This is a genomic window from Hymenobacter sp. NBH84 (genome assembly GCF_014217645.1).
Classification (GTDB): domain Bacteria; phylum Bacteroidota; class Bacteroidia; order Cytophagales; family Hymenobacteraceae; genus Hymenobacter; species Hymenobacter profundi.
Map to the genome: position 1 here is coordinate 857,042 of NZ_CP043644.1, position 22,039 is coordinate 879,080.

A 22,039-nucleotide genomic window follows, 5' to 3' on the forward strand; every position below is an offset into this window, starting at 1 on the left:
GCTTTTATTCAACGGAAAGCTATCAGCTAAAAGCCATCAGCTAACCGCTAAACTTTACCCCCGTTCCAGCAAACGGTGCGTGCGCTCGGGGAGGTCGTAGGCGTCGAGGACTACGAAGCCGTCGAGGACGTTGCTGAACGCGGGGTCGAGGTTGAAGCCCACGAAACGGGCATTCTGGCGGATGTAGTGCCGCAGCAGCGCCGGCACGCCCAGGCCGCTGGGTTCCAGCGCCCCGATCAGTTGGTTGAGGGCCTCCACGCTGTCGAGGCCTTGTTGCAGGGTGGCCGTTGTGTCGGAATCGCCGGTGAGGGGGCGGTAGCGGAATTGCTTGCGTGGCTGCACGTGGGCCGCCAGTTCCTCGTCGAAGCAATGCCGACGGATGAAATCCACCATCACCGCTTTTGACACGGGTGAGAAATTGTTGCTAATGCTCACGGGGCCAATCAGGTAGCGGTACTCGGGGTGGTCTGCGAGGTAGGCGGCAATGCCTTTCCAGAGTAGCAGCAAGGGTAGGGGCTGCTGCTGGTACTCGGGCCGCACAAACGACCGGCCCAGCTCCAGCGACTCGCTCAGCAGCGGCTTCAGCCCTTTCTTCAGCCGAAACAACGAATGCAAATAGAACCCGCGCCGGCCGTGCTGGCGCAGAATATTGCGGCCCGGCCCCACGCGGTAGGCTCCTACTAGGCAGCCCGCCCGTCGGTCGTAGAGAAACAGGTGGCGGTAATAGGTGTCGTAGGAGTCGAAGTCGGTGGGCTGCTGGGTGCCTTCGCCAATGCGCCGGAATGTCAACTCGCGCAGCCGGCCAATTTCGCGGAGTACGTTGGGTATTTCGCGGCTTTTAGCTACGTACACTTCCCACGGGCCGCTCACCAGCACGCGGCGCTTAGGGCGTAGGGCGGCTAGTTCGTTCGCGATTAGGGTGGCGCAGGTTTCGGCCACTAGGGGCGGGGCGCAGGGTAGGGCCACGGTAGGTGCCGCCATTGCCGAACCCAGGGCGTGCACCTGCGCCTTCAGAAAGGGTAATAACTCTGTCGGCTGAAAGCGCTGCTGCTCCGTGGGCAGCAGCGGGCGCCCCAGGCGCACGTGCACCGTGGTACCTTGCTTGTTGAGCAGTTCGGCCGGGAGGCGCAACGTGCGCAGCAATGGGTGCAATAGCCCCAGCCAGCTAAACGACAGGCTGTTCTGACCGCTCACCCAAACAGGTAGTACGGGCACGCGGGCGGCCACCAGCAGGCGTTCAGCTGTCGGGTTCCATTCGGGTTCTGCTGCCGTCCCGAAGGGCGTGGTACGGTGGGCCACGGCACCCGCCGGAAACAGGAGCAGGGGCACGTCATTTTGCAGAAACCGGAGCAGCTTCCGCACGCTGGGCACGTTGCGCTGAAACTGTCCTGCATCGGGCTTCACCAGTACAAGATGCTCGCGTAGCTGGGTCAGTAAGGGCGCCAGGGCCTCGTTGGCTACGGCCCGCAGCTCGGGGCGTACCTTGCCCAGCACGTGCAGCAGCACCAGCCCATCGAGCAGGCCGCTGGGGTGGTTGGCCACAGCCACAAAGGCACCCGTGGTGGGCACGCGGCGTAGCTCGGCGGCTTCTACGCGCACCTCAATACGCAGTTGGGTGAGCACCGCCGCCACAAATTCCAGGCCCGAGCAGTTCTCTACCTCATTATACAGGCGCTGCAACTGGCGCAGCTGTGCCAGCTGCCGCAGCAGCGGAAACGCTACCCGCCGCAAGCGTAAAAGGCGGGTGGTGGGTAGGGGTAGTTGTAGGCTAGAAGATAAATCCATCAACACAAATCCGTAAAATGAAGCTGCCTTTTATTGGACAAAATGCCCGGTGGCGCTCTGCTGATAATCAGCTACTTGGAACTACCTCAAACTTCCTTTTTCAGGATTACTTGGATATTCTCTAGTCTTTACGGAATTGTTATATTTTTTAGTTTGAATACCCGGTTTCGTCCAACTATTCCCACTACAGTGGAGCTATACGATGTTGAGAAACGACACTCCTGGTTATCTATGGGCTGTTTGAGTTAACTACCTGTACAATGTCGTTTAACGTCGGCCGCTTGAATCCTTCAACGACGAGACGCAAGTATGCGTCTCTACACCGTTCAATGAGTAACGCGAACAACTTTCCTGCTGCTTCTTACTGCGTCGATGAGGCCGAGGCAGTGTGCACCGAAGGCGCGGCGTAATGAAGCAACTGCTGCCAACTGTCGTCGGATAGCTCCAGGCTGTTGCTGGCGGGGCTCCAACGCAGCACCGGGTTCACGGCCTTGAGCAGCGCTACCCAATCCGTGGCGGTGTCGGGGGCATTGGGGTGGGCGTCAACTTCGGCGCGGAGCGTGCCAGCAACCTGCATTTGCAAGGAAGGCGGTAGGAAGACGAAAGGGGCAAGAATCATAGTGCTAGAAAGTTAGAGGCGGAAGGTGTTGCAAGACAGTGCCGGGTAGTACGCGCAGCTACGCATACTACCCGGCGTTGGGGGTAGGCGCCAGAGACTAGCCCGCAGCCAATTTTTCCTGGCGACGACGGTAGCCTTGGTGCGTGCGCTCAAAAATCAGTGGGAAAATGAACAGCGTGAGGATGGTGGAAGTCACCAACCCGCCAATCACCACAATGGCCAGCGGCTTCTGCGTTTGGGAGCCGATGCCAGTGCTAATAGCCGCCGGAAACAGACCGATGGCCGCCATCATGGCCGTCATCAGCACCGGCCGGATACGCGAGGTAACACCCTCGTAAATAGCATCATCCAGCGGCATTTTCTTCAGAATATTCTGCTTGAAGACGGTAATCAGAATCACGCCGTCTTGGATACAGATACCGAACAGGGCGATGAAGCCAATACCGGCCGAGATGCTGAAATTGGTATCCGTAAGCAGCAGGGCCGCAATGCCGCCCGTAATGGCGAAGGGCACGTTCAGGAGCACCAGTCCGGCATCCTTCATATTGCCAAACAGCACAAATAGGATGAAGAAAATCAGCAGTAACGAGATGGGCACCACCACGGCCAAGCGCTGGGTGGCGCGCTCCTGGTTCTCGAAGTCGCCGGCCCAGGCGTAGGAAAAGCCCTTGGGTAGGGGCACTTGCGCATTCACTTTCTGTTGCGCCTCCTCAATGGTAGAGCCCATATCGCGGCCTCGCACTGAGAACTTGATGGCGATGAACCGCTCGGTGTCGTCGCGGAAGATGAGCGACGGACCGGTGAGCAGATTGATAGAGGAAATCTCGCGCAGCGGAATCTGCGAGCCGTTGAGGGTAGGCACCATCAGGCGGCCGATTTCCTCCTCGGTTTTGCGGAACTCGGGCTGGTAGCGCACCCGAATGCTGAAGCGCCGCTCGCCCTCGTAGAGCTGCGAGGCCTCCTTGCCGCCGATGGCCATTTCCACCACCGCGTTGGCGTCGGCTTTGCTCACGCCGTAGCGGGCCATGCGCTGCTCGTCCAGCTCCACGTGCAACTCGGGCTGGCCCAGGTTGCGCACCACGCCCAGGTCCTCAATGCCGCGCACGCCCTTCAGAATGGCGTACACGCTGTCGGCTTTTTGGTCGAGGAAGGGTAGGTCGTCGCCGAAAATCTTTACGGCAATGGAGCCCTTCACGCCCGACACGGCCTCCTCCACGTTGTCCTGAATGGGCTGCGAGAAGTTGAACACCACCGTGGGCAGAATGGCGTGCAGCTTGTGTTGCATGCTGTCGATGAGGGCTTCGCGGTAGGCCGGTTTTTTTCAGCTCCGGAATGTGCTTGGTATCCACGTGAAACTCCACGTTGTAGAAGCCCGTGGGGTCGGTGCCGTCGTTGGGGCGGCCGGTTTGGCTGAGCACCTGCTTTACCTGGCTGAATGAGCCTAGGGTTTTGCGCATTTCCTGCGTCAGCTCCACCGATTTTTCCAGCGAAATGCTCATCGGCAGCGAGGCGCGCACGTACAGCGAGCCTTCGTCGAGCTGGGGTAGGAACTCGGTGCCCAGCAGCCGGAACGCCCCAATGCCTACAACCAGCCACACGGCCGCAAAGCCCAGGCTAACAGCCTTGTTGTGGTACACGCGCCGGAAAATGCGGAGGCTGTTGCGCGTCACGAAGTTGATGAACGGATTGTTCTTCTCCCGCACGTTCTTGTTGAGCAGCATGCTCGCCAGCACCGGCACTAAGGTCAGCGTGGTGATGAGGGCGCCCAGCAAGGCAAAGCCCAGCGTCCAGGCCAGGGGCGAGAACATCTTGCCCTCTACCTTCTCGAAGGAGAAAATGGGTAGGAGGGCCGTGATGATGATGAGCTTGGCCGTGAAGATGGTTTTGCCCATCTCGGTGCCGGTTTTGCGGATGAGGCGCAGCTTGGCCAGGCGGTTGAATTTCTCCATCCCTACCTTGTGCGCCAGGTGGTCGAGGGCCACAAAAATGCCCTCCACCATCACCACCGCGCCGTCCACGATGATACCGAAGTCGATGGCGCCCATGCTCAGCAGGTTGGCACTCATGCCCTTCAGCCGCAGGCAGATAAAGGCAAATAGCAAGGCCAGCGGAATCACCACCGACACCACCACCGTGGTGCGCCAGTCGGCCATAAACAGCAGCACCACCAGCGTGACCAGCACAATGCCTTCCACCAGGTTGTGCTGCACCGTGCCCACGGCAAAGCCGATGAGCGTTTCGCGGTTGTAGAACGTGCGGATTTTCACGTCGGCCGGCAGAATTTTGTCGTTCAGCTCGTCTACCTTATCGTTTAGGCGCTTAATGACTTCCGAGGGGTTTTCGCCCTTGCGCATCACCACGATGCCTTCCACCACGTCGGGGTTCATATCCAGGCCTACCTGGCCCAGGCGGGGTAGGGCCGACTCGCGCACCTCGGCCACGTTGCGCACCAGAATGGGCGTGCCATTGACATTCTTGATGATGATGGTGCGGATGTCTTCCATCGTGCTCAGCAAGCCAATGCCGCGCACCACGTAGGCCTCGTCGTTTTTCTCGATGATGTCGCCGCCCACGTTGATGTTGGAGCGTGCCACCGACTCGTACACGTCGAGGGGCGTGATGTCGTACTCGGCCAAACGGCGCGGGTTGATGCTGATTTCGTAGCTCTTCACCTCGCCGCCGAAGCTGTTCACATCGGCCACGCCGGGCACGGCTTTAATGCGGCGGTCAATCACCCAGTCCTGGATGGTTTTCAGCTCGCGCACATCGTACTTCTCGCTTTCCAGGGTGTAGCGAAAAATCTCGCCGGTCGGGCCGTAGGGCGGCTCCACTTCGGGGTCGATGCCCTCGGGCAGCTCGGCGGAGGGTAGCAGGTTGTTGACCTGCACGCGGGCAAAGGCATCGTCCACGTCGTCGTCGAACACCACCTTCACCACCGATAACCCAAAGAGGGTAGTCGAGCGGATATTGGTTTTCTTCTGCGCCGGGTTCAGGGCCACCTCAATGGGCAGCGTAATAAACTTCTCGATTTCCTCGGCCGAGCGCCCCGGCCACTGCGTGATAATCGTGACCTGGGTATTGGTTACGTCGGGGAAGGCATCGATGGGCGTGCGCCGGTAGCTATACAGCCCCGCCACCACCACCAGGGCCGTGCAGAAGAAAATAAAGTAGCGGTTCCGGAGCGAAAACCCCAGAATGCCGTGGATGAATTTATGCATGATTTTTTGAGCTGTTAGCTATTGGCTGTTAGCTGTTAGGCCGTTTTTCAAGCTGTTAGCTAACAGCCAATAGCTAACAGCTAAAAACTACTGATTCAGCGTATGAAAGAGCAGCAGCGCGTTACGCGAAATGACCCGTTCGCCGGGCTCTACGCCGCCGTTGAGGTAGGTGTAGCCGCCGGCGGTGCCGGTGGTTTCCACGTTGCGGGTTTCGATGTGCTCCCGGTCTTTAAATACCAGCACGTAGCTGCGGCTGCGCTCAAACACCAGCGCCGACGACGGCACGCTGAGCTTGCTGGTCCCCGTGGGCGCCGACACCGTGACGGTGGCGAACATCTCCGGTTTCAGCTTGTTGCCGGGGTTTTGCAAGGGCACACGCACCGTCAGCACGCGGCTGTCGGGGTCGAGGGCGCTAAAAGCCGGGTCGATTTTACCTTCCACGGGCTCGTTGGGGTAGGCCAGGGTTTTTACCACGGCCGGGGTGCCGGGCTGCACGCGGGAAATGTCGTCTTCGTACACGCTGGCTAGCGCCCACACCGTATTTAGGTCCGAAATGACGAACATCGGTTGGTCGTTGTCGGAGCGTAGCTGGGTGCGTGGGTTCACGGTTTTTTCCACCACGAAGCCCGCGGCCGGCGCCTTCACCAGGTAGCGCGCGGCGCCCTGGCTTTGCTGGGTGCCGTAAATAGCGCCAATCTGCCGGTTTTTTCTGTACCTCCGCCTGAGCGCGGCGCACCTCCTGCTGGGCCAGTTGGTACTCCCGCGCCGATGCCAGACCGTCTTCGTACAGCTCCTTGGTAGAGGCCAACTCTTGCCGGGTTTTGGCCAGCTCCACCGTAGCTGTGGTCGACTCGGAGCGGAAGTTGGCAATGTCGGTGCTTTCCAGTTCGGCCAGCACCTGCCCGGCCTTCACGTACTGGCCCAGCGACACGTTCACCTTCGTCACGATGCCGCCCACCAGCGGAAACACCTTGTTCACCCGCGACTCGTCGTAGGCAATTTTGGCGGTGAGCTTCAGCTCGTTAATCACGGGACGCTGGCGCACGGTATCCAGCGTGATGCGCGCCAGCAGCGAATCGGAAACAACGGGCGCAGATGCCGCAGTGGCAGCCGCGGGCGCGTCGGGGTTGTGCTCCGAGCAGGCCGCGAGGCTGGCTGCCAGCAGCAGGCTCAGGGTAAAGTGGCGCATAGAAAAGTAGGAAGGGAGTTGCATAGAAGTTCAAAGGTTGACCCCACCCCCGGCCCCTCCCCTCCGGGAGAGGGGTGCGTTCTGGCAAATCAGTCGTCTGGCACCCCTCTCCCGGAGGGGAGGGGCCGGGGGTGGGGTAACCGGAGTAGAGTTAGTAGTTAAGCACCTGCTGGCCAAGCTGCTCATTGAGCTTGTCGAAGGCGTTGAGGCGCTCGGCGCGGCTTTGGTTTAGCTGAATGACACCCGATTTGTAGGAATCCAGAAAGTCGAGGAATTCCAGCAGGCCAATGGCTTTGCGCTGATAGCTGCGTAGCACGCCATCGAGCAGCTCATCGGCATCGGTGAAGTACTCGGACGGGAAAGCATCGGAAATGCGCTCAGCTTCCTGGGCTTTGCGGTAGGCCTGCGTCACCTCGTTCACCACGGCCGCTTCCTGCTGATGGAGCAGCTGCTCGCTACCCTGGCGCTGCGCCTGGGCCAGCTTGATGCCTCCTTGGTTGCGGTTAAACAGGGGTAGGGGCATGCCCACCGTGAGGCCGGTGTAGTGCTTGCCCACAGCGCCATTGTGGTCGTAGAACGTGCCCACGTTCAGGTCGGGCACGGCCAGGCTTTTTTGCAGGCGCACGTTCTGCTCCTGCTGTTGCACGGTGGCGGCGGCAGCTTGCAGATCGGGACGGTTGGCGCGGGCCGTTTCCAGGGCCTGCGCGAGCGGGAGCGTGTTCAGGCGCAGGCTGTTAGGAGCCGTGGCGGGTAGGGCGGGGCGCAGGTAGCGCGGCTGGCGGCTGCCCAGCAGAAGGTTCAGTTCGGCTTGGTCTTCGGAGATGTCGTTGCGCAGGTCTTTCAGCTCGCTTTCCAGCTCGAATAGCTGCGTTTTCAGGCGCACTACCTCTTTTAGGGCCACGTTGCCGCGTTGGTACTGACGCTGCGTGATGTTGAGCGTCTGCTGCAAGGCGTCGATCTGCCGGGCGTACATGGCCTGCGTTTGCTGGCGGTAGAACAGCGTCACGAAGTTTTCGCGCAGCTCGTAGCGCAGCGTGCGTACTAAGTCGGTGAATTCCAGCTCGGCAATGGCCACGCCGGTGCGGGCAAAGTCAACAGCTTTGCGTCGCTTGCCGCCCAACTGAATCACCTGCTCAATGCCGCCTACCACCTGAAACCGATCTTCATTGCCTTCGAAGAAACGGCCGTTGTAGGGGTTGAACAGGTTACGCTCCAGCGAGATTTCCGGGTTGTCGAACAGGCGGGCCTGCACCACGTCGGCCTGGGCCGCCGGAATGTTGAATCGCTCGGCCAGCAAGGCAAAGTTGGTATTCAGAAAAGCGGCTTCGGCCTGGGGTAGGGTAAGCGCCAAGGTATCGGTAGCAACCGAGGCCATTGCCGCCCCTGGCAATGCCGGCGACTGCGCGTGGCTCGGTAAAATACCAAGCAGGCTGATTAGTAAAACGCTAATAAACAGGTGTATTTGCATGATCTTGGGAGGGGATCCAAAGGACAATGCAAAATTACCAGCTATATAGGGGGCAGAGATTATAAGCTTATTAGAAGAGTATTAGAATCAGATTAGAGTAGCAGCCACGGAGCGCCTACCCTCCAGCGTCTCTAACCAAGTACCAAGCCGATACCCTTAGAGCCGTTTGCGTTACCTATTGAACGGTGTAGAGATGCATACTTGCGTCTCGTCGCCCGCGCCAGATGGCCGAAATCGTTCAACGACAAGACGCAACTATGCGTCTCTACACCCTAGCAATGACCCACCGATTTTCCCGAACTACACCGCCAGCACCACGCGCATGGTGGTGCCTTTGTGCAACTCCGATTCTATTTCCAAGGTGGCGCCATGTAGGCTGAAAATATTGGCGGCCAAAGCCAGCCCTACTCCGTACCCGCGAAACCCGTGGGCATTGGCCGCCCGGAAAAACGTCTGTCGCACGTGTTGCAAATCGGCCGGCGCAATACCGATGCCGTTATCCGTAATGGCAAAGGTCACCCGCCCCGGCGCGTAGGCTAGGGAGCACAATACGGGGCCTTCCGAGAACTTGCAGGCGTTGTCGATCAAGTTGCTGAGTGCCAGCCGGAACAAGTGCCGGTCGCCGGGCACGGTTAGGAGGGTCGCGTCTTCAGGCAGGTCACCTAGCGTAATGCGTACCCGGTTGTTTTCCTGTAGCAGGGTAGCCTCCTCGCAGGCCTCAAACAGCACCTCGTCGAGCCGAACGGTGCCGCCCTCCGGCAGCCGCGCCTCGCCCGAGCCCAACTGCGCCAGCTGCAAGAGGCGGCTGATGATTTCCTTCAGCTTATGCGCATCGGCCAGGGCCGAGCGTAGCGCGTCGGCGTACACGTCGGCCGGGCGCGGGCGGGCCAGCGTAATTTCCAGCTCGCCAATCATGGCCGTGAGCGGGGTGCGCAGTTCGTGCGAGGCGTTGTTGATGAAGCTCTGTTGCTGTTCAAAGGAGTGCTTCAGGCGTTGCAGCATCAAATCGAGGGTAGCCGACAGCTCGCCCAGCTCGTCGGGTGGCGGTGGGCCGGGTAGATTCAGGTGCAGATCCGACGCGCCCACGCGCTGGGCATGATGGACCAATTGGCTGATGGGCGCCAGGGCCGTACGCGCAAACCACCGGCCCAGCACGAAGCTCAGGATCATCCCCATCAGCAGCACCCCTCCCGACACCAGGCGCAGGTGCGCCAGCCGCTGCTGCCCAGAGCGGTCTACGGCCGCCACCATGATGCAGAAGTTGCCCTGGTTATCGGGGTAGTAGATGCCCACCAACTGCTCCTCGTGGCGGCGCTGGCTCACGTGGTGAGTGCGGCGTACGCGCGCCAGCAGGGCCGGGGTGAAGGCCGCGTTGGGCGCGGTGCCAAAGCGTGCCTGGTTCTTATCGTCGTAAATACCAACGACTTCTGCATTTAGGTTGCGCTGAAAACGCGTGCGCGCCCGCTCTATACTAACCGGACTTTGCTCGTCGGCTTCCAGAAAAAGGGTGGCCGCCGTGTAGGCGCGCTCTTGCAGGCGCTGCTCGTAGAGCTTGTGCGTATTCTGCCAGGAAAGGTAGTAGACCGTGCCCAAACCGCCTCCCAGCAGCAGCCCTACCAGCAGGGTGAATTGCAGCGCCAGTCGGTTTCGGATGGTCATGGGTGAAATGGTGAAGTTGTGAGTTTGTGAAATGGTGAGTGAGAATACGGCTGTCATCCTGAGCGTGCGAAGGACCTTATGCCCGCAGAACAAGTCGTTGCAACGTTGGTCGTTTTAGCGTGAGAGGGTCCTTCGTCGCCGCTTGATGCGCGGAATGCTCAGGATGACAGCCGTATTCTCACTTACCATTTCACAAACTCACAACTTCACCATTTCACTACTCACTGTCCCGCAGACTGTAGCCCATGCCTACCACTGTTTGGATGAGGCGGCGCTTGAAGGGCTTGTCGATTTTATTGCGCAGGTAGTTGATGTAGACATCCACCACGTTGGTGCCCGTATCAAAGTTGAGCGCCCACACCTGCTCGGCAATGTAGGTGCGGGAAAGCACTTCGTTTTTGTGTTGCAGCAGCAGTTCCAGCAACGAAAACTCCCGCGCCGTGAGGCTAATTTGGGTGTCGCCGCTCCGCACTACCTTAGTTAGGGTGTTCAGCTCCAGGTTGTCGGCTTGCAGCAGGGTGGGGCCGTAGTCGGGGTTGGCCCGGCGGGTGAGTGCCCGCACGCGGGCCAGCAGCTCCTTGAACTCGAAGGGCTTCACCACGTAGTCGTCGGCGCCCAGGTTCAAAGCTTCCACCTTGTTGTCGGTAGTGCCCAGGGCCGTGAGCATGAGGATGGGCACGTGCACGTTGCGCCGACGGATCAGCTCGCACAGCTCGTAGCCATTGAAGATGGGTAGGCTGATGTCAAGCACAATGATGTCGTACTGATTGCTCAGCGACATCAAATGGCCCGTTTTGCCATCAAATGCCACATCTACGGCATACTCTTCCTCCTCAAATCCTTTTTTCAGGACCGTGACCACCTTCAGCTCATCTTCTACCAACAAAATCTTCATAGGCTAGTCGTCGCTACGCGTAGTAACTAGATGCTGATAATAGACAAAACGTTGGCTATCAGCATCGGATAATTTCACTGCAAAGGTACGACCCTACCCAAAGCGTAACATTAGAGGACCATTAGAGATGCCCTGAAAAAAGTAGGGTAGGAAAATAACTGCTTGTACTGATGGTAGTTTATTGCCCAGGGGGCGTCAGCTCTTGCAGCAGGCCCCGCAAATCCTGATTGATCAGCCGCACCGAGGCTTGCAACTCGTTCAGCATATCGGCCCGCAGGTGCAGGGCGTTGGCATCGTAGTGTCCGCCGCCGCCGAAGAGCAGCTCCAGTTGCGCCCGACCCTTGCGGGAGTCGGGGCGCTCTAGCTGGCCGTAGTGCTGCCAGCGGCGGCGCGCATTGTGCGCCAGCGACGACTGCCCCTGATTACTGAACGCCGGCTCCGTGAGCACATACCACACCGCCGGCGGGTAGGCATTCGATTGCGGCGCTTCCTGCCAGATATCGGCCAGCAAATTGCGCGGATGCGTGAAGAGCACCGTGGGGTTTGAAGTGAGCGTGAGCACGCCCAGAATGGCTGTGGCCAGGCCACCTCCAATGCCAAAAGCATACTGCGCCGTGCGCCCCTCTAGTACGGTAGTGGCAATGCCCGAAGCCGCCCCCACCGCAATGGAAAGCACCGTAAGGCGCTGTTCGCGTCGGTTGGCGTGCTCAGTGAGGTAGCTGGCTACCTGGTCGGCCCGCTCGCCTTCGCAGTCCAGCTCGGCGGCCACGCTGGCAATGGTGGTAGAGAGGAGGAGCAAGCGCGTTAGAATGCGTTGCTGCTGAGCCTGGTACTGCTCGCTACGGGCGTTGCCGGTGGGCGTGGCGCGCTCCAGGCGCACCAGCTCGTGCAGCTGCGGCAGCACGCCGGCCGCATTGGCCAGCAACAAGCTGCGCTGCGAAAACCGCTTCGATAGTAGGCTGTCGCGCAGCAGGAGCTGCATACTGGGTAGGGGTAGAAAAGCTGGGTCGTCGGCAATGAGGTGGGGCGGGTCGCAGTAGCCCGCCTCCACGCGCAACGATTGCCCCGACTGCCGCGCGCCGGCGCAGGCAGACAGCAGCACCGCTACCACTAGATAGCGCAACGCACGGGTAGGAGCAGGAAAGACCATAGGCTTAGTGGAAGTAGCAACACATACGGCCCCGGTTACCGGAGCGGCGCTTGCAGCAGCACAATATTATGCCCGGCCACGGTGTAGGTGGTGGTGCCAGAGGGTAGGGCCCGCTTCTGGTAGCTGACCACGTTCGTGTCGGGCGTTTGCAGCGTGTTCATCGATTCTAGGGAAGGAGCCGTTAGCTCGTGGGCTGTCCAGCTGCCGGTGGTAGGCGCATTAAGCCGGATATCGGTGGCTTGGCCGTTGGGCTGCACAATGGCCACGGTAAGCGTCTTGCCGTCGGTAGAGGCGGCCACGTCCAGGTGCTCCGCGCCTGCAATTGTGACGGCCACGCTGGTAGGGCCACACAGCTTGCGGTACAAGGCCAAGGGGTAGTAAATGGTCTGGCAGATGCTGGTGGTTTCGTTGGTCATGATGGGGGCCAGCACGTTTACGGTCTGCGCCCAGGTAGCCAGGCCAATAGCCGCCGCGTGGCGCTGAAACATGTTTAAGAAAGCCGCCACGCCCAGCGCGTGGTTCCAGGTGTAGTCCATTTCCAGGTTGTAAGCCCCGCGGCCCCCGGCTTCCCAAATGCCCCATTCATCAATGGCAATCTTCACCGGCTGCTGCCGCGGCGAGAAGCGATACCACTTGCTGAACGTCTCGACAGTAGCCGGCGCATATTCCTTGATCTGAGCAGCCGTGGCTTTAATGCTGGCTTCCATGGCCGCAATGGAAGTGAACAGCGAGGCCGGGTCGCCGGGCTTGGAGCTGGCGTAGAGGTGCAGGGAAAGGTAGTCGCAGATGGGGTGCAGCTCCTGTAAGATCTGCTGATTCCAGTCGGGTTTGTCGCCTACCAGTATCAGCTGGATAGACGGGTCTTGCAGCTTCATCAGCTTGGCGTAGTACCAGGCTTTTTTGATGTAGTCCTGCGGGTTTTGCAGGGTGCCGGCGTCTTCCTTCGCGGCCTCCTCATTGCCCAGGCCCCAGTACCGCACCTGGTAGGGTGCGGCGTGGCCGTTTTTTTGGCGTTGGGTGGCGTAGTAGGTGCCCGTGCCGTTGCAATATTCCACCCACTCGGCGGCTTCCTCGGCCGTGCCCGTCGACATATTCACGGTCAGAAATGGAGCCGCCCCCAACTGCCGGCAGTACTGCATAAACTCGTCCGTGCCCATGTGGTTGTTGTCGAGCCCGCCCCAAATCAGGTTTTTGCGCACCGGCCGGTGCTTGCCTACCCCATCTTTCCAGTGGTAGATTTTGGTGACGGTGCCGCCGGGGTAGCGCAGCAACGGCGGCCGCAGCCCGCGCACTTTCTCCAGCACATCGGACCGGAAGCGGTGCTTCTGGTCGTCATAGATGCCGCCGTAGATGGCCCTACCCAGGTGCTCGATGAACTGACCATAAATAAGGGGTGATATTTCCCCTAAAGACTGGTCTGGATGCACCGTGAGGGTAGCAACGGGCGCACCCCATACATAGTTAATAGGCCCTGGAACCATCGTGCCGAGCAGGGCGCCCGTGCTTTGCTTGATGAATCGTCGTCTCGACGGCTGCTTCATGCTTTCTTAGAGGCTATTTAAGTTAGCTAAAAAGGTATGTATAACGATGTAGAGACGTATACTTACGTCTCGTCGTTGAACGATTTCGGCCACGCGGTGCGGACGACGAGACGCAAGGATGCGTCTCTACACCATTCCTGACTAGTTCAAGCAGGAGCTTCTTAATTAGTAGGAGTAGGGTAGCGTAGTGCTTGAACGCGCCAAGTTACGCCGGCTGCTGTGGAGGGCAAGAAGTTGAGGACGGATACCGGGTTTCATCGTGTTGTTCAACAACGGTGCTTTCCCCATCGCCAAGAACAGCGTTGTATCTTTGCAGCCTATGCTATCCGTCAGAATTCCTTCCGTCCGCGACTATTTTCCTTACGAGCCTACCCAGGATCAGGCCCTGCTTTTTCAGAAGCTCGATGTGTTTCTGAAAGATGAGCTGCCCGGCCGCAAGGCCTTTGTGCTGCGCGGCTACGCCGGTACCGGCAAAACCACTGTGGTGAGTGCTCTCGTGCAATGGCTCCAACAGCGCGGCCGCAAGTACACCCTGATGGCGCCTACCGGCCGCGCGGCCAAAGTAATGAGCGTGTACTCGGGAGTAGCGGCCAGCACCATCCACAAGAAAATCTACCGGCAAACCGGCGGCGCGGCCTCCGACCGACTCAACTTCCAGCGCCAGCCCAACCGCACCGCCGACATGCTCTACATCGTGGACGAGGCCTCCATGATTTCCGATGAAAAGGCGTTCGGCGAAAACGGCCTGCTCGACGACCTGTTGGGCTACGTGTTCGAGAAGCCCACCAACCGCCTGCTGCTCATTGGCGATACGGCCCAGCTGCCGCCGGTGGGCCAGCTCCTGAGTCCTGCTCTCGACCCTGAGCTGCTGCGTCACCGCTTCCGCGCTGCCGTCGATTCGGTGGAGCTGCGCCAGGTGATGCGCCAGGCCGAGGAGTCGGGTATTTTGGTGAATGCTACCATCCTGCGCGAAGAGCTGCGCGAGGAAGCGCCCCATATTCAGTTCTTTACCAGTGGCTACCGCGACATTTTCAAGATGGGCGGCGACAAGCTGGAAGACGGCTTGCGGTGGGCTTACAAGAACTTCGGCCACGAAAACACCACCATCATTTGCCGCTCCAACAAAAACGCCAACCAGTACAACCAGTACATCCGGCGCATTCTGTTTGAGGCCGAGGACGAGATTGAGTCGGGCGACTACCTGATGGTGGTGCGCAACAACTACTTCTGGCTGCCTAACGACTCCGAAATGGGCTTTCTGGCCAACGGCGACTTCGTGCAGGTCACCAAAATCGTGCGGCGCACCGAAGAGTTCGGGTTTCACTTTGCCGACGCCCGCGTGCGCTTCGTAGACTATCCCGACGAGCCCGAGCAGGAGGTGAAGCTGCTGCTCGATACCCTGCACACCGAAAGCCCCGCCCTACCCGCCGACCGCAACAAAGCCCTCTACGACGCCGTGGGCTTAGATTATGCCCACCTCACCACCAAGCGCGACAAGTCGGCCGCCCTGCGCAAGGACCCGTTCCTGAACGCCTTGCAGGTGAAATTCGCCTACGCCCTCACCTGCCACAAAGCCCAGGGTGGCCAGTGGCAAGCCGTGTTCGTCGACCACGGCTTTTTGAAAGAAGATATGGTGAACTCCGAGTTTGCGCGCTGGCTCTACACGGCCATCACCCGCGCCTCGGAGCGGCTGTTCTTGTTGAATTTCAACCAGAAGCTAATTGCTGATGTGAAGAGTGAAGAGTAGGGAAGTGGTGAAGTTGTGAGTTTGTGAAGTGAAAAGCGTCTGTCATCCTGAGCCTGCGAAGGACCTTATGCCCGTAGAACGAGTCGTTGTGACGCCTGTTGTTCTTGCGTGAAAAGGTCCTTCGCTCCGCTCAGGATGACAATGCATCACCACATCAGCACATTAACTCATCAACACATCAACCTTTCTGAACTTCAACCGGCCTACCTTGGTTACACCCCCAAACTGGCAAAGTTCTTGGCTGTCAGTGCGAAAATCTTAACTTTGTTCTACGCTACCTACCAAACGTTCTAGCATCATGAAAAAGATACTCTTCCTTGCTTTGTCGCTGTCGATGGCTGGCTTCGCGGCTCAGGCTCAAACAGTTGCCCCCGCCAACGCCCAGGCTAAAGTAGCCGGCCCCAATATTCAATTCGAAGAGTCGAAGTACGATTTCGGCTCCGTGGCGCAAGGCGGCATCGTAGAACACACCTTCAAGTTCAAGAACACGGGCACCGCGCCGCTGGTGATTTCCAACATCGGCGTAAGCTGCGGCTGCACCACTCCCGACTGGACCCGCGACCCGGTGATGCCCGGCAAAACCGGCTCCGTAACGGCCAAATTCAACAGCGCTGGCAAAATGGGCATGCAGAACAAAGTGCTGACCATCGAGTCGAACTCTGCTGCTGGCAATGCCATGGTATCGTTGGTAGGCGAGGTGAAAGACGCCGCCGCCATGACCACTTCTGCCATGTCTACCGACGGCAAGGAGAAAGCCAAAATCGGCGACGCTAAAATGAAAGCCAAGAAGAAGTCGTAAGGCAACTGCTTGCGGCTACCAATGGCCCGGCTCAGAAATGAGTCGGGCCATTTTTGGTTTCTGTCGTGGTAGTTTTTGCGTATACTGCCTCACACTCCTTCAACTTCTTAGCTATGGAACAGAACACCCGCGAAGCCCTCGTGGACCACTTAATCAGCCTGCTAACAGAGGCTAACGCCCACATCACCTTTGAAGAAGCCTGCGTCGATGTACCGCTGTTGGTCTTCAATAGGCACGTGCCGGATATGCCTTACACCATCTGGCAATTAGCTGAGCATGTGCGCATTGCGCAGTGGGATATTCTGGAGTTTTCGATGCAGGAAACGCACGAGTCGCCCAAGTGGCCCGATGGGTACTGGCCCGCCCGCGACGCCAACGCCACGGAGGAGCAATGGCAGCAAACGCTCACGCAAATCCGGGAAGACCGGGAGCGGTTCATTGCCCTGCTGCGCGACCCCGCGCAGGATCTGCTGGCGCCCATTCCGCACGGCACCGGCCAAACGCTACTACGCGAGGCCCTACTCATTGCCGACCACACCGCCTACCATACCGGCGAGATTGTGATGATGCGGCGGCTTCTGAAAAACTGGAAGTAGGAGGCTGGGCGCCCCAGCTAGGGTACAAGCGACGATGACGATTGGGCTGCGTTGGTGGCGGGCGGTGCTTTGAAAAACAACCGGTAAAAAGGTAGTATCCAGCCTTTTTCAAGCAAGAAGAAAAGGATGGTACACAGCACAGTGGTAGCCATGATAACGGCAAACACAATGGTTTGAATAGCAGCGCCCGTAGCCATGCCTCGCTGTAAGGGTAGGGTAGCCAACACGGCCGCACCCAGTCCCTTCGGAATCAGAATGCTCATCACCGACTTGTCTAATACAGGCGTGGTGGCATCGGCTGACAGCCACACCACCGGGATGCGCACCAGAAATAGTAGCACCGTGAAGCCTACCCCGAGTAGGAGTAAGTTGATATTGTCGAAAACAATGGAAGCACCCACGTACACGAAGAAAAAAGTGCGTAGCAAAAACACGATTTCTGCAAAAAAAACCTTTTCAGCCGCTGTGAGCTCTACCTGACGCGGCGCGAAGTAGTGGGGCAAGGGCTTAGGGCGCAATAGCGCCACATTGCCCAGCGTGATGCTGAAAAACAGCACGGCAATCGGACCGCTGAACTCCAATAGTTCGACCAGGCCGTACAAAATAAAAACGAAGGCGGGCGTGGAGAAGCTGGTTTTGTGCAGGGTAGGAATTCGGTTCAGCAGTACCGACCACAAGTAGCCACCACCCACGCCCGCTATTACTGCTACCACGGGGGAAGCCAGTATATGGTCGAAGATAGTACGAGCCGTCAGCGCCGAGCCCGTGTAAAAGCTGATGAGGGCAATAGGAATAGCCAGCGTGTACACGTCGCTCAGCGCCGATTCCATGACCAGGGTAGTCGTTGTGCGCTCCTCTACGGCCGCTTGGCGGGCGAGGGTGGTCACTACTGCCGAAGAGGTTCCTCCCAAAATAGAACCCAGAATAAAGGAACTGAGCACATCGAGTGGGGTGAACAATTGCGCCAGACCCGCTATGAGTGCCGTGGTAACGATAAAGTTGAGGGTGGTGAGCGTCAACGTGCCCCGGAGTGCCGCCCGCAACTGCTCGAAGCGCACTTCCAGGCCGCTTTCAAACAGAATGAACACCAGCACCACGTTGCTGAACACACGACCGGCCTGCCCAAAATCTGCGGGGTTTAACAGGTGCAGCACGGGCCCCAGCAACACGCCCACGAGCAGCAGGCCCAACACATCCGGAATGCGGGTGCGCTCAAACAGCTGCGCCAGGTAGTGCCCCAGAAAGATGAGGAAGCCCAGTAAAATAATAAGAACAGGAATGGTCATGAAAGCCGATAAGCCGAGAGAAGAGGTGGCCTGTAAACAGCCGTGGTAGGCTTCTACGCACAATCTGATTTGGTGGCGATGTGGCAGTGTTCCGAGTCGGTTGTCATGGTTGGAGTTCCGCTCCTTATCTTCCTCACCAAATCCCTCTTCCTATGCTTGCACGACTTCTACTTCTTTCAGCCACTGTCTTCGCCGCGTCGGCCCACGCGCAAACCACGTTCACGCCGCAAGTCAGCGAATACATCAAGGTGAAAGGCAATGTGGTAGCTATTACCGACGTGAAGCTCATCGACGGTACCGGTCGGCCAGCGCAGGCACACCAGACAGTGGTGTTTCAGGAGGGCCGCATCACGCAGGTAGGCAAGGCCAGTAAAGTGAAGGTGCCGAAGGAGGCCGAAATCATTAGTGGGGCGGGCAAAACGTTGCTGCCGGGCTTCGTGATGCTGCACGAGCACCTCTACTACACCATGCCGGCAGGCAGCTTCTTCAACATTGCCGAGATGCCCTACTCGTTTCCGCGCCTGTACCTGGCTGGAGGCGCTACCACCATCCGCACGGCCGGCAGCGTAGAGCCGCAAACGGACCTGGCCATTCAGCGCCTGATTGGGGAAGGCAAGCTCATTGGGCCGAGCATCGATGTGACGGCGCCCTACATTGAGGAGCCCGGTATGGATATTCCGGCCCTGAACACGGTGCACGGCCCCGAAGACGCCGCCCGCACCGCCACCTACTGGGCCGACCGGGGCTGCACGTCGTTCAAGATGTACATGCATGCCACCCGCGCCGACCTAGCCGCTGTGGTAAGCGTGGCGCACCCGCGCCACCTCAAAATAACGGGCCACCTGTGCGCCATCACCTACCGCGAGGCCGCCGAGCTGGGCATCGACAACCTGGAGCACGGCTTCATGGCCAGCTCCGACTTCGAGCCTAACCATCAACCCGATGTGTGTGATTATCCTACCTCGCACCGCGGCCTGCAAAACCTACCCGAGAACAGCCCCGAGATGAAGGCGCTCATTCAGTTTCTGATTAGCAAGAAGGTCGCCCTCACATCGACCCTACCCGTGTTTGAGCCCTACACGGGCCGCGAGGTGGTGCTGGGTGGCGGCCTGGAAGCGCTGATTCCGCAGCTCCAAGAGCGCGAGCAAACCACCTGGCAGCGCAACCAGGGCCGCGACTCGGCCAGCGCGGCGCTATTCAAAAAGGAGATGGCCTGGGAAAAGATGTTCTACGACGCCGGCGGTCTGCTGGTGGCCGGCACCGACCCCACCGGCGCCGGTCGCACGGTGGCCGGCTACGCTAACCGCCGCCAAGTGGAGCTGCTAGTCGAAGCTGGTTTCACGCCGGCGCAGGCCATCAAAATTTCAACTCTAAACGGTGCCACCTACCTCGGCCGGGCTGCCCAAATCGGCTCTGTAGAAGTAGGCAAGCAGGCCGACCTAGTGCTGGTGGCTGGCGACGTGGAGCAGGACATCCGCCAGGTGCGCAACACGGAACTCGTGTTCAAGCAAGGGGTAGGGTTCGATTCGAAAAAGCTGTTTGAATCTGTGAAGGGGAAGGTAGGGCTGAACTAGCTGGCAGCGCGAAGCCCCCTGCACGACCGGTTGTATAGGCAACTGGTCGTGCAGGGGGCTTCGCATTGGTAGTGTGGCCGTCTACAGCTGGCGGGCAGCCAGCAACAGCGTAATCCAGCCGGCAATAAACAGCAGACCACCCAGCGGCGTAACGGCGCCCAGCCATTTGATACCCGTGAAGCAAAGCACGTACAACGACCCACTGAAAATCAGGATGCCGCCCAGCCACAGCCCGGCCGTGGTGCCCAGTAAGCGCAACTCGGGCCGCACGTACAGCAGTACGCCCACTGCCAACAGGCTCAGCGTGTGGTAGAACTGGTAGCGCACGGCGGTTTCAAACGTATCGAAGCGGCCGGTGGCTTCCAGCATCGCACGCAAGCCGTGCGCGCCAAACGCGCCAATGCCCACGCCCAGAGCGCCAAGCAGGGCAGCAAGTTGTAGAATAAGTCGGGCAGTCATGTTGATGTGTTGATTTTTAAGGGTTGAATGTTGAATGGGGAGAGCGTCATTTCGACCAGCGGGAGAAATCTCGTGTGGTAGTAATTGCTTACAGGAGAAATGCTTCGACTACGGCTCCGCATACGCTCAGCATAACGTTCTTGCGTCAGCATGCGAGATTTCTCCCGCTGGTCGAAATGACAATCTTTAGAAGCATGCGAGTTTACCCCCGTGCGCCAAAAATAGCGCTGCCTACCCGCACCAGGGTGCTACCCTCTTCAATAGCCAAGGAGTAGTCGGCGCTCATACCCATGGAGATTTCCCGGAAATGGTCGGCCTCGGCGAAAAAGCGGCTCTTGAGCTGCTCGAAGTAGCCGCGCAGCGTCTGGAACTCGCGGCGGAGCTGGGCCACATCATCGGTGAAGGTAGCCACACCCATCACGCCCGTTAGGCGCACGTGACGGAGCTGCTGGTACTCGTCGGATTGCAGCATTTCTTCGGCTTCCGCGAAGCTGAGGCCGGTTTTGGTTTCCTCGTCGGCAATGTGGAATTGCAGTAGGCCGTTCACCACCCGGTCGTGCTGGGCGGCCCGCTTGTCAATTTCCAACAGCAGTTTTAAGCTGTCGATGCTCTGAATGGTATGCACGAAGGGCGCCAGCTGCTTCACCTTATTGGTTTGCAGGTGCCCAATGAGGTGCCACTCAATATCGGCGGGCAGCTCGGGTTGCTTGGCCACCATCTCCTGCACCTTGTTTTCGCCAAACAGCCGCGCACCGGCCTTATAGGCTTCTTGCAGCTTCGCTACCGGGTGGGTTTTCGTGACGACCACCAGCCGGGCCGTTGTTCCGGCCAGCTCGGTTTCTATGTGCTGAATGTTCTCGGCAATGCTCATGCGGCAAAGGTAGGCACTGCCGCCGTGGGGTAAGAGATAAGGTCGGACTTAATCCTCCAGCGCATTCGTCAGAAACGTATTCTTCAACCCCAGCCACCCCAAATACAGCAACACGCACCACCCCAGGTAGATGCGGTAGTAATCCTTGGTATTGCGGTAGCGTGTTTGCTTGATTTCGGACTTCTCGTACTGATTGATACGCCGAAACACCTGGCGCAGGCCGGCGTTGTCGGTGGCACGGAAGAACTGGCCTTCGCCGGCCTGCGCAATTTGGCGCATGGTGGTTTCGTCGAGGCGGGTTTCCACGTAGCGGGTGCGGCCCGCGGGGTCGGTGCCGAAGGGCACGGTGCCGTCGCGGCCCAGGCCGATGGTGTAGATCTTCAGGCCGTAGGCGTGGGCCAGCTGGGCAGCCGTGAGCGGGTCGAGGCTGCCGGCAGTATTCTCGCCGTCGGAAAGCAAGATGCACACTTTGGTACGGCTGCGCGAAGCCCGAAGGCGGTTGGTGGCCACGCCCAGCGCCGAGCCAATGGCCGTGCCGTCGTTGGCAATCATACCCAAGTGTAGGTTGCGCAGCTCGTCGCGCAGCAGGTCGTAGTCGGTGGTGAGGGGGGCCAGGGAGTAGGCATCGCCAGCAAACACCACCAGCCCTACCCGGTCGCCGGCGCGGCTGTCCACAAACTCGCGGGCCAGGCGCTTGGCGGCTTCCAGGCGGTTGGGGCGCAGGTCGCCCAGCTCCATCGAGCCCGATACGTCCAGCACCAGCAGCAAGTCAATGCCTTCTCCTGTTTGCACCACGCGCTCGTCGGTGCGTTGAGGGCGGGCCAGCGCCACTAGGCCAAACATCAGGCTGAGGGCCAGCACCACATCGGGCACAAAACGCAGCAGCGCCGACCAATCCTGGCGCACCCTACCCCCCACAAAGGCCACTCCCAGCCGGGCCCGGCGGCGGTAGGTCAGCGCCCAGCGCACCACAAAGAGCAGCGGCACCACCGGTATCAGGAGCAACAAGCGCGGCTCCTGCCAGGTGTAGCCCGTCAGCGTAGAGTAGCGCAACGCGTCCAGGAAAGGGGCCAGCAAGCGGTGCCAAAGCTGTTCGAGCATAGAATAGAGAAGGGCAGGGTAGACGGCAAAAGACTTCCGTGTGCGGAATACGGCAGGCACGGCCTGCTATATCCTTCCGCCA

At 59.3% G+C, this 22,039-nt stretch carries 16 protein-coding genes and 2 pseudogenes; 4 read left to right on the forward strand and 14 right to left on the reverse strand.

The genetic code is table 11. The features are described 5' to 3' along the window. Positions 1 to 54: 54 nt before the first annotated feature. The 10 genes and pseudogenes from F1C16_RS03605 to F1C16_RS03650 all read right to left on the reverse strand — a co-directional run bounded on the left by F1C16_RS03605 (position 55) and on the right by F1C16_RS03650 (position 13,524). The gene (locus F1C16_RS03605; protein WP_185283005.1) at positions 55 to 1,785 is read right to left on the reverse strand and encodes a lysophospholipid acyltransferase family protein; all 1,731 of its coding nucleotides are present in this window, start codon (positions 1,783 to 1,785) and stop codon (positions 55 to 57) included. A 361-nt stretch (positions 1,786 to 2,146) separates the two neighbouring features. Continuing rightward, positions 2,147 to 2,404: a hypothetical protein gene (locus tag F1C16_RS03610; RefSeq protein ID WP_185283006.1), complete on the reverse strand. Its 258-nt coding sequence runs from the start codon at positions 2,402 to 2,404 to the stop codon at positions 2,147 to 2,149. A 97-nt stretch (positions 2,405 to 2,501) separates the two neighbouring features. Then, a pseudogene (locus F1C16_RS03615) lies at positions 2,502 to 5,622 on the reverse strand (efflux RND transporter permease subunit). 87 nt (positions 5,623 to 5,709) lie between these two features. Next, positions 5,710 to 6,267: an efflux RND transporter periplasmic adaptor subunit gene (locus tag F1C16_RS03620; RefSeq protein WP_258049015.1), complete on the reverse strand. Its 558-nt coding sequence runs from the start codon at positions 6,265 to 6,267 to the stop codon at positions 5,710 to 5,712. 88 nt (positions 6,268 to 6,355) lie between these two features. Continuing rightward, a pseudogene (locus F1C16_RS22915) lies at positions 6,356 to 6,835 on the reverse strand (efflux RND transporter periplasmic adaptor subunit); the annotation flags it as partial. A 127-nt stretch (positions 6,836 to 6,962) separates the two neighbouring features. After that, entirely contained in the window at positions 6,963 to 8,279 is a 1,317-nt protein-coding gene (locus F1C16_RS03630; protein WP_185283008.1) for a TolC family protein, read from the reverse strand. Positions 8,280 to 8,579: 300 nt separating this feature from the next. After that, the gene (locus F1C16_RS03635; RefSeq protein ID WP_185283009.1) at positions 8,580 to 9,938 is read right to left on the reverse strand and encodes a HAMP domain-containing sensor histidine kinase; all 1,359 of its coding nucleotides are present in this window, start codon (positions 9,936 to 9,938) and stop codon (positions 8,580 to 8,582) included. A 217-nt stretch (positions 9,939 to 10,155) separates the two neighbouring features. Further along, positions 10,156 to 10,833: a response regulator transcription factor gene (locus tag F1C16_RS03640; RefSeq protein ID WP_185283010.1), complete on the reverse strand. Its 678-nt coding sequence runs from the start codon at positions 10,831 to 10,833 to the stop codon at positions 10,156 to 10,158. 178 nt (positions 10,834 to 11,011) lie between these two features. Continuing rightward, positions 11,012 to 11,983, reverse strand: a complete 972-nt coding sequence (locus F1C16_RS03645) for a hypothetical protein (protein WP_258049017.1) — start codon at positions 11,981 to 11,983, stop codon at positions 11,012 to 11,014. 35 nt (positions 11,984 to 12,018) lie between these two features. Next, positions 12,019 to 13,524, reverse strand: coding sequence for an alpha-L-arabinofuranosidase C-terminal domain-containing protein (locus tag F1C16_RS03650; protein ID WP_185283011.1), 1,506 nt, complete (start codon positions 13,522 to 13,524; stop codon positions 12,019 to 12,021). Positions 13,525 to 13,843: 319 nt separating this feature from the next. Here F1C16_RS03650 and F1C16_RS03655 point away from each other — a divergent pair, with 319 nt between their 5' ends. The 3 genes from F1C16_RS03655 (at position 13,844) to F1C16_RS03665 (ending at position 16,666) form a co-directional block, all read left to right on the forward strand. Further along, positions 13,844 to 15,271 (forward strand): ATP-dependent RecD-like DNA helicase, encoded by a 1,428-nt coding sequence (locus F1C16_RS03655; protein WP_185283012.1) that lies wholly within the window; start codon positions 13,844 to 13,846, stop codon positions 15,269 to 15,271. A 298-nt stretch (positions 15,272 to 15,569) separates the two neighbouring features. Then, a complete protein-coding gene (locus F1C16_RS03660) occupies positions 15,570 to 16,070 on the forward strand; it encodes a DUF1573 domain-containing protein (RefSeq protein ID WP_185283013.1) in 501 nt (166 codons plus the stop codon). A gap of 113 nt (positions 16,071 to 16,183) precedes the next feature. Continuing rightward, on the forward strand, positions 16,184 to 16,666 hold the full coding sequence (locus tag F1C16_RS03665) for a DinB family protein (RefSeq protein ID WP_185283014.1): 483 nt from the start codon (positions 16,184 to 16,186) through the stop codon (positions 16,664 to 16,666). Between the two features lie 17 nt (positions 16,667 to 16,683). Here F1C16_RS03665 and F1C16_RS03670 read toward each other — a convergent pair whose 3' ends face one another. Next, positions 16,684 to 17,952 carry a cation:proton antiporter gene (locus F1C16_RS03670; RefSeq protein ID WP_185283015.1) on the reverse strand — a complete coding sequence of 423 codons (1,269 nt, stop codon included), beginning with the start codon at positions 17,950 to 17,952 and terminating at the stop codon, positions 16,684 to 16,686. Between the two features lie 152 nt (positions 17,953 to 18,104). Between F1C16_RS03670 and F1C16_RS03675 the strand changes: the two genes are divergently transcribed. Then, positions 18,105 to 19,526: an amidohydrolase family protein gene (locus F1C16_RS03675; RefSeq protein ID WP_185283016.1), complete on the forward strand. Its 1,422-nt coding sequence runs from the start codon at positions 18,105 to 18,107 to the stop codon at positions 19,524 to 19,526. Positions 19,527 to 19,607: 81 nt separating this feature from the next. Here the strand turns inward: F1C16_RS03675 and F1C16_RS03680 are convergent, their stop codons facing one another. From F1C16_RS03680 to F1C16_RS03690, 3 genes are all read right to left on the reverse strand, one after another. Further along, on the reverse strand, positions 19,608 to 19,985 hold the full coding sequence (locus tag F1C16_RS03680) for a DUF423 domain-containing protein (protein WP_185283017.1): 378 nt from the start codon (positions 19,983 to 19,985) through the stop codon (positions 19,608 to 19,610). Between the two features lie 202 nt (positions 19,986 to 20,187). Further along, a complete protein-coding gene (locus F1C16_RS03685; protein WP_185283018.1) occupies positions 20,188 to 20,856 on the reverse strand; it encodes a YggS family pyridoxal phosphate-dependent enzyme in 669 nt (222 codons plus the stop codon). Between the two features lie 48 nt (positions 20,857 to 20,904). Continuing rightward, positions 20,905 to 21,957, reverse strand: a complete 1,053-nt coding sequence (locus F1C16_RS03690; RefSeq protein WP_258049018.1) for a VWA domain-containing protein — start codon at positions 21,955 to 21,957, stop codon at positions 20,905 to 20,907. Positions 21,958 to 22,039: the final 82 nt, after the last annotated feature.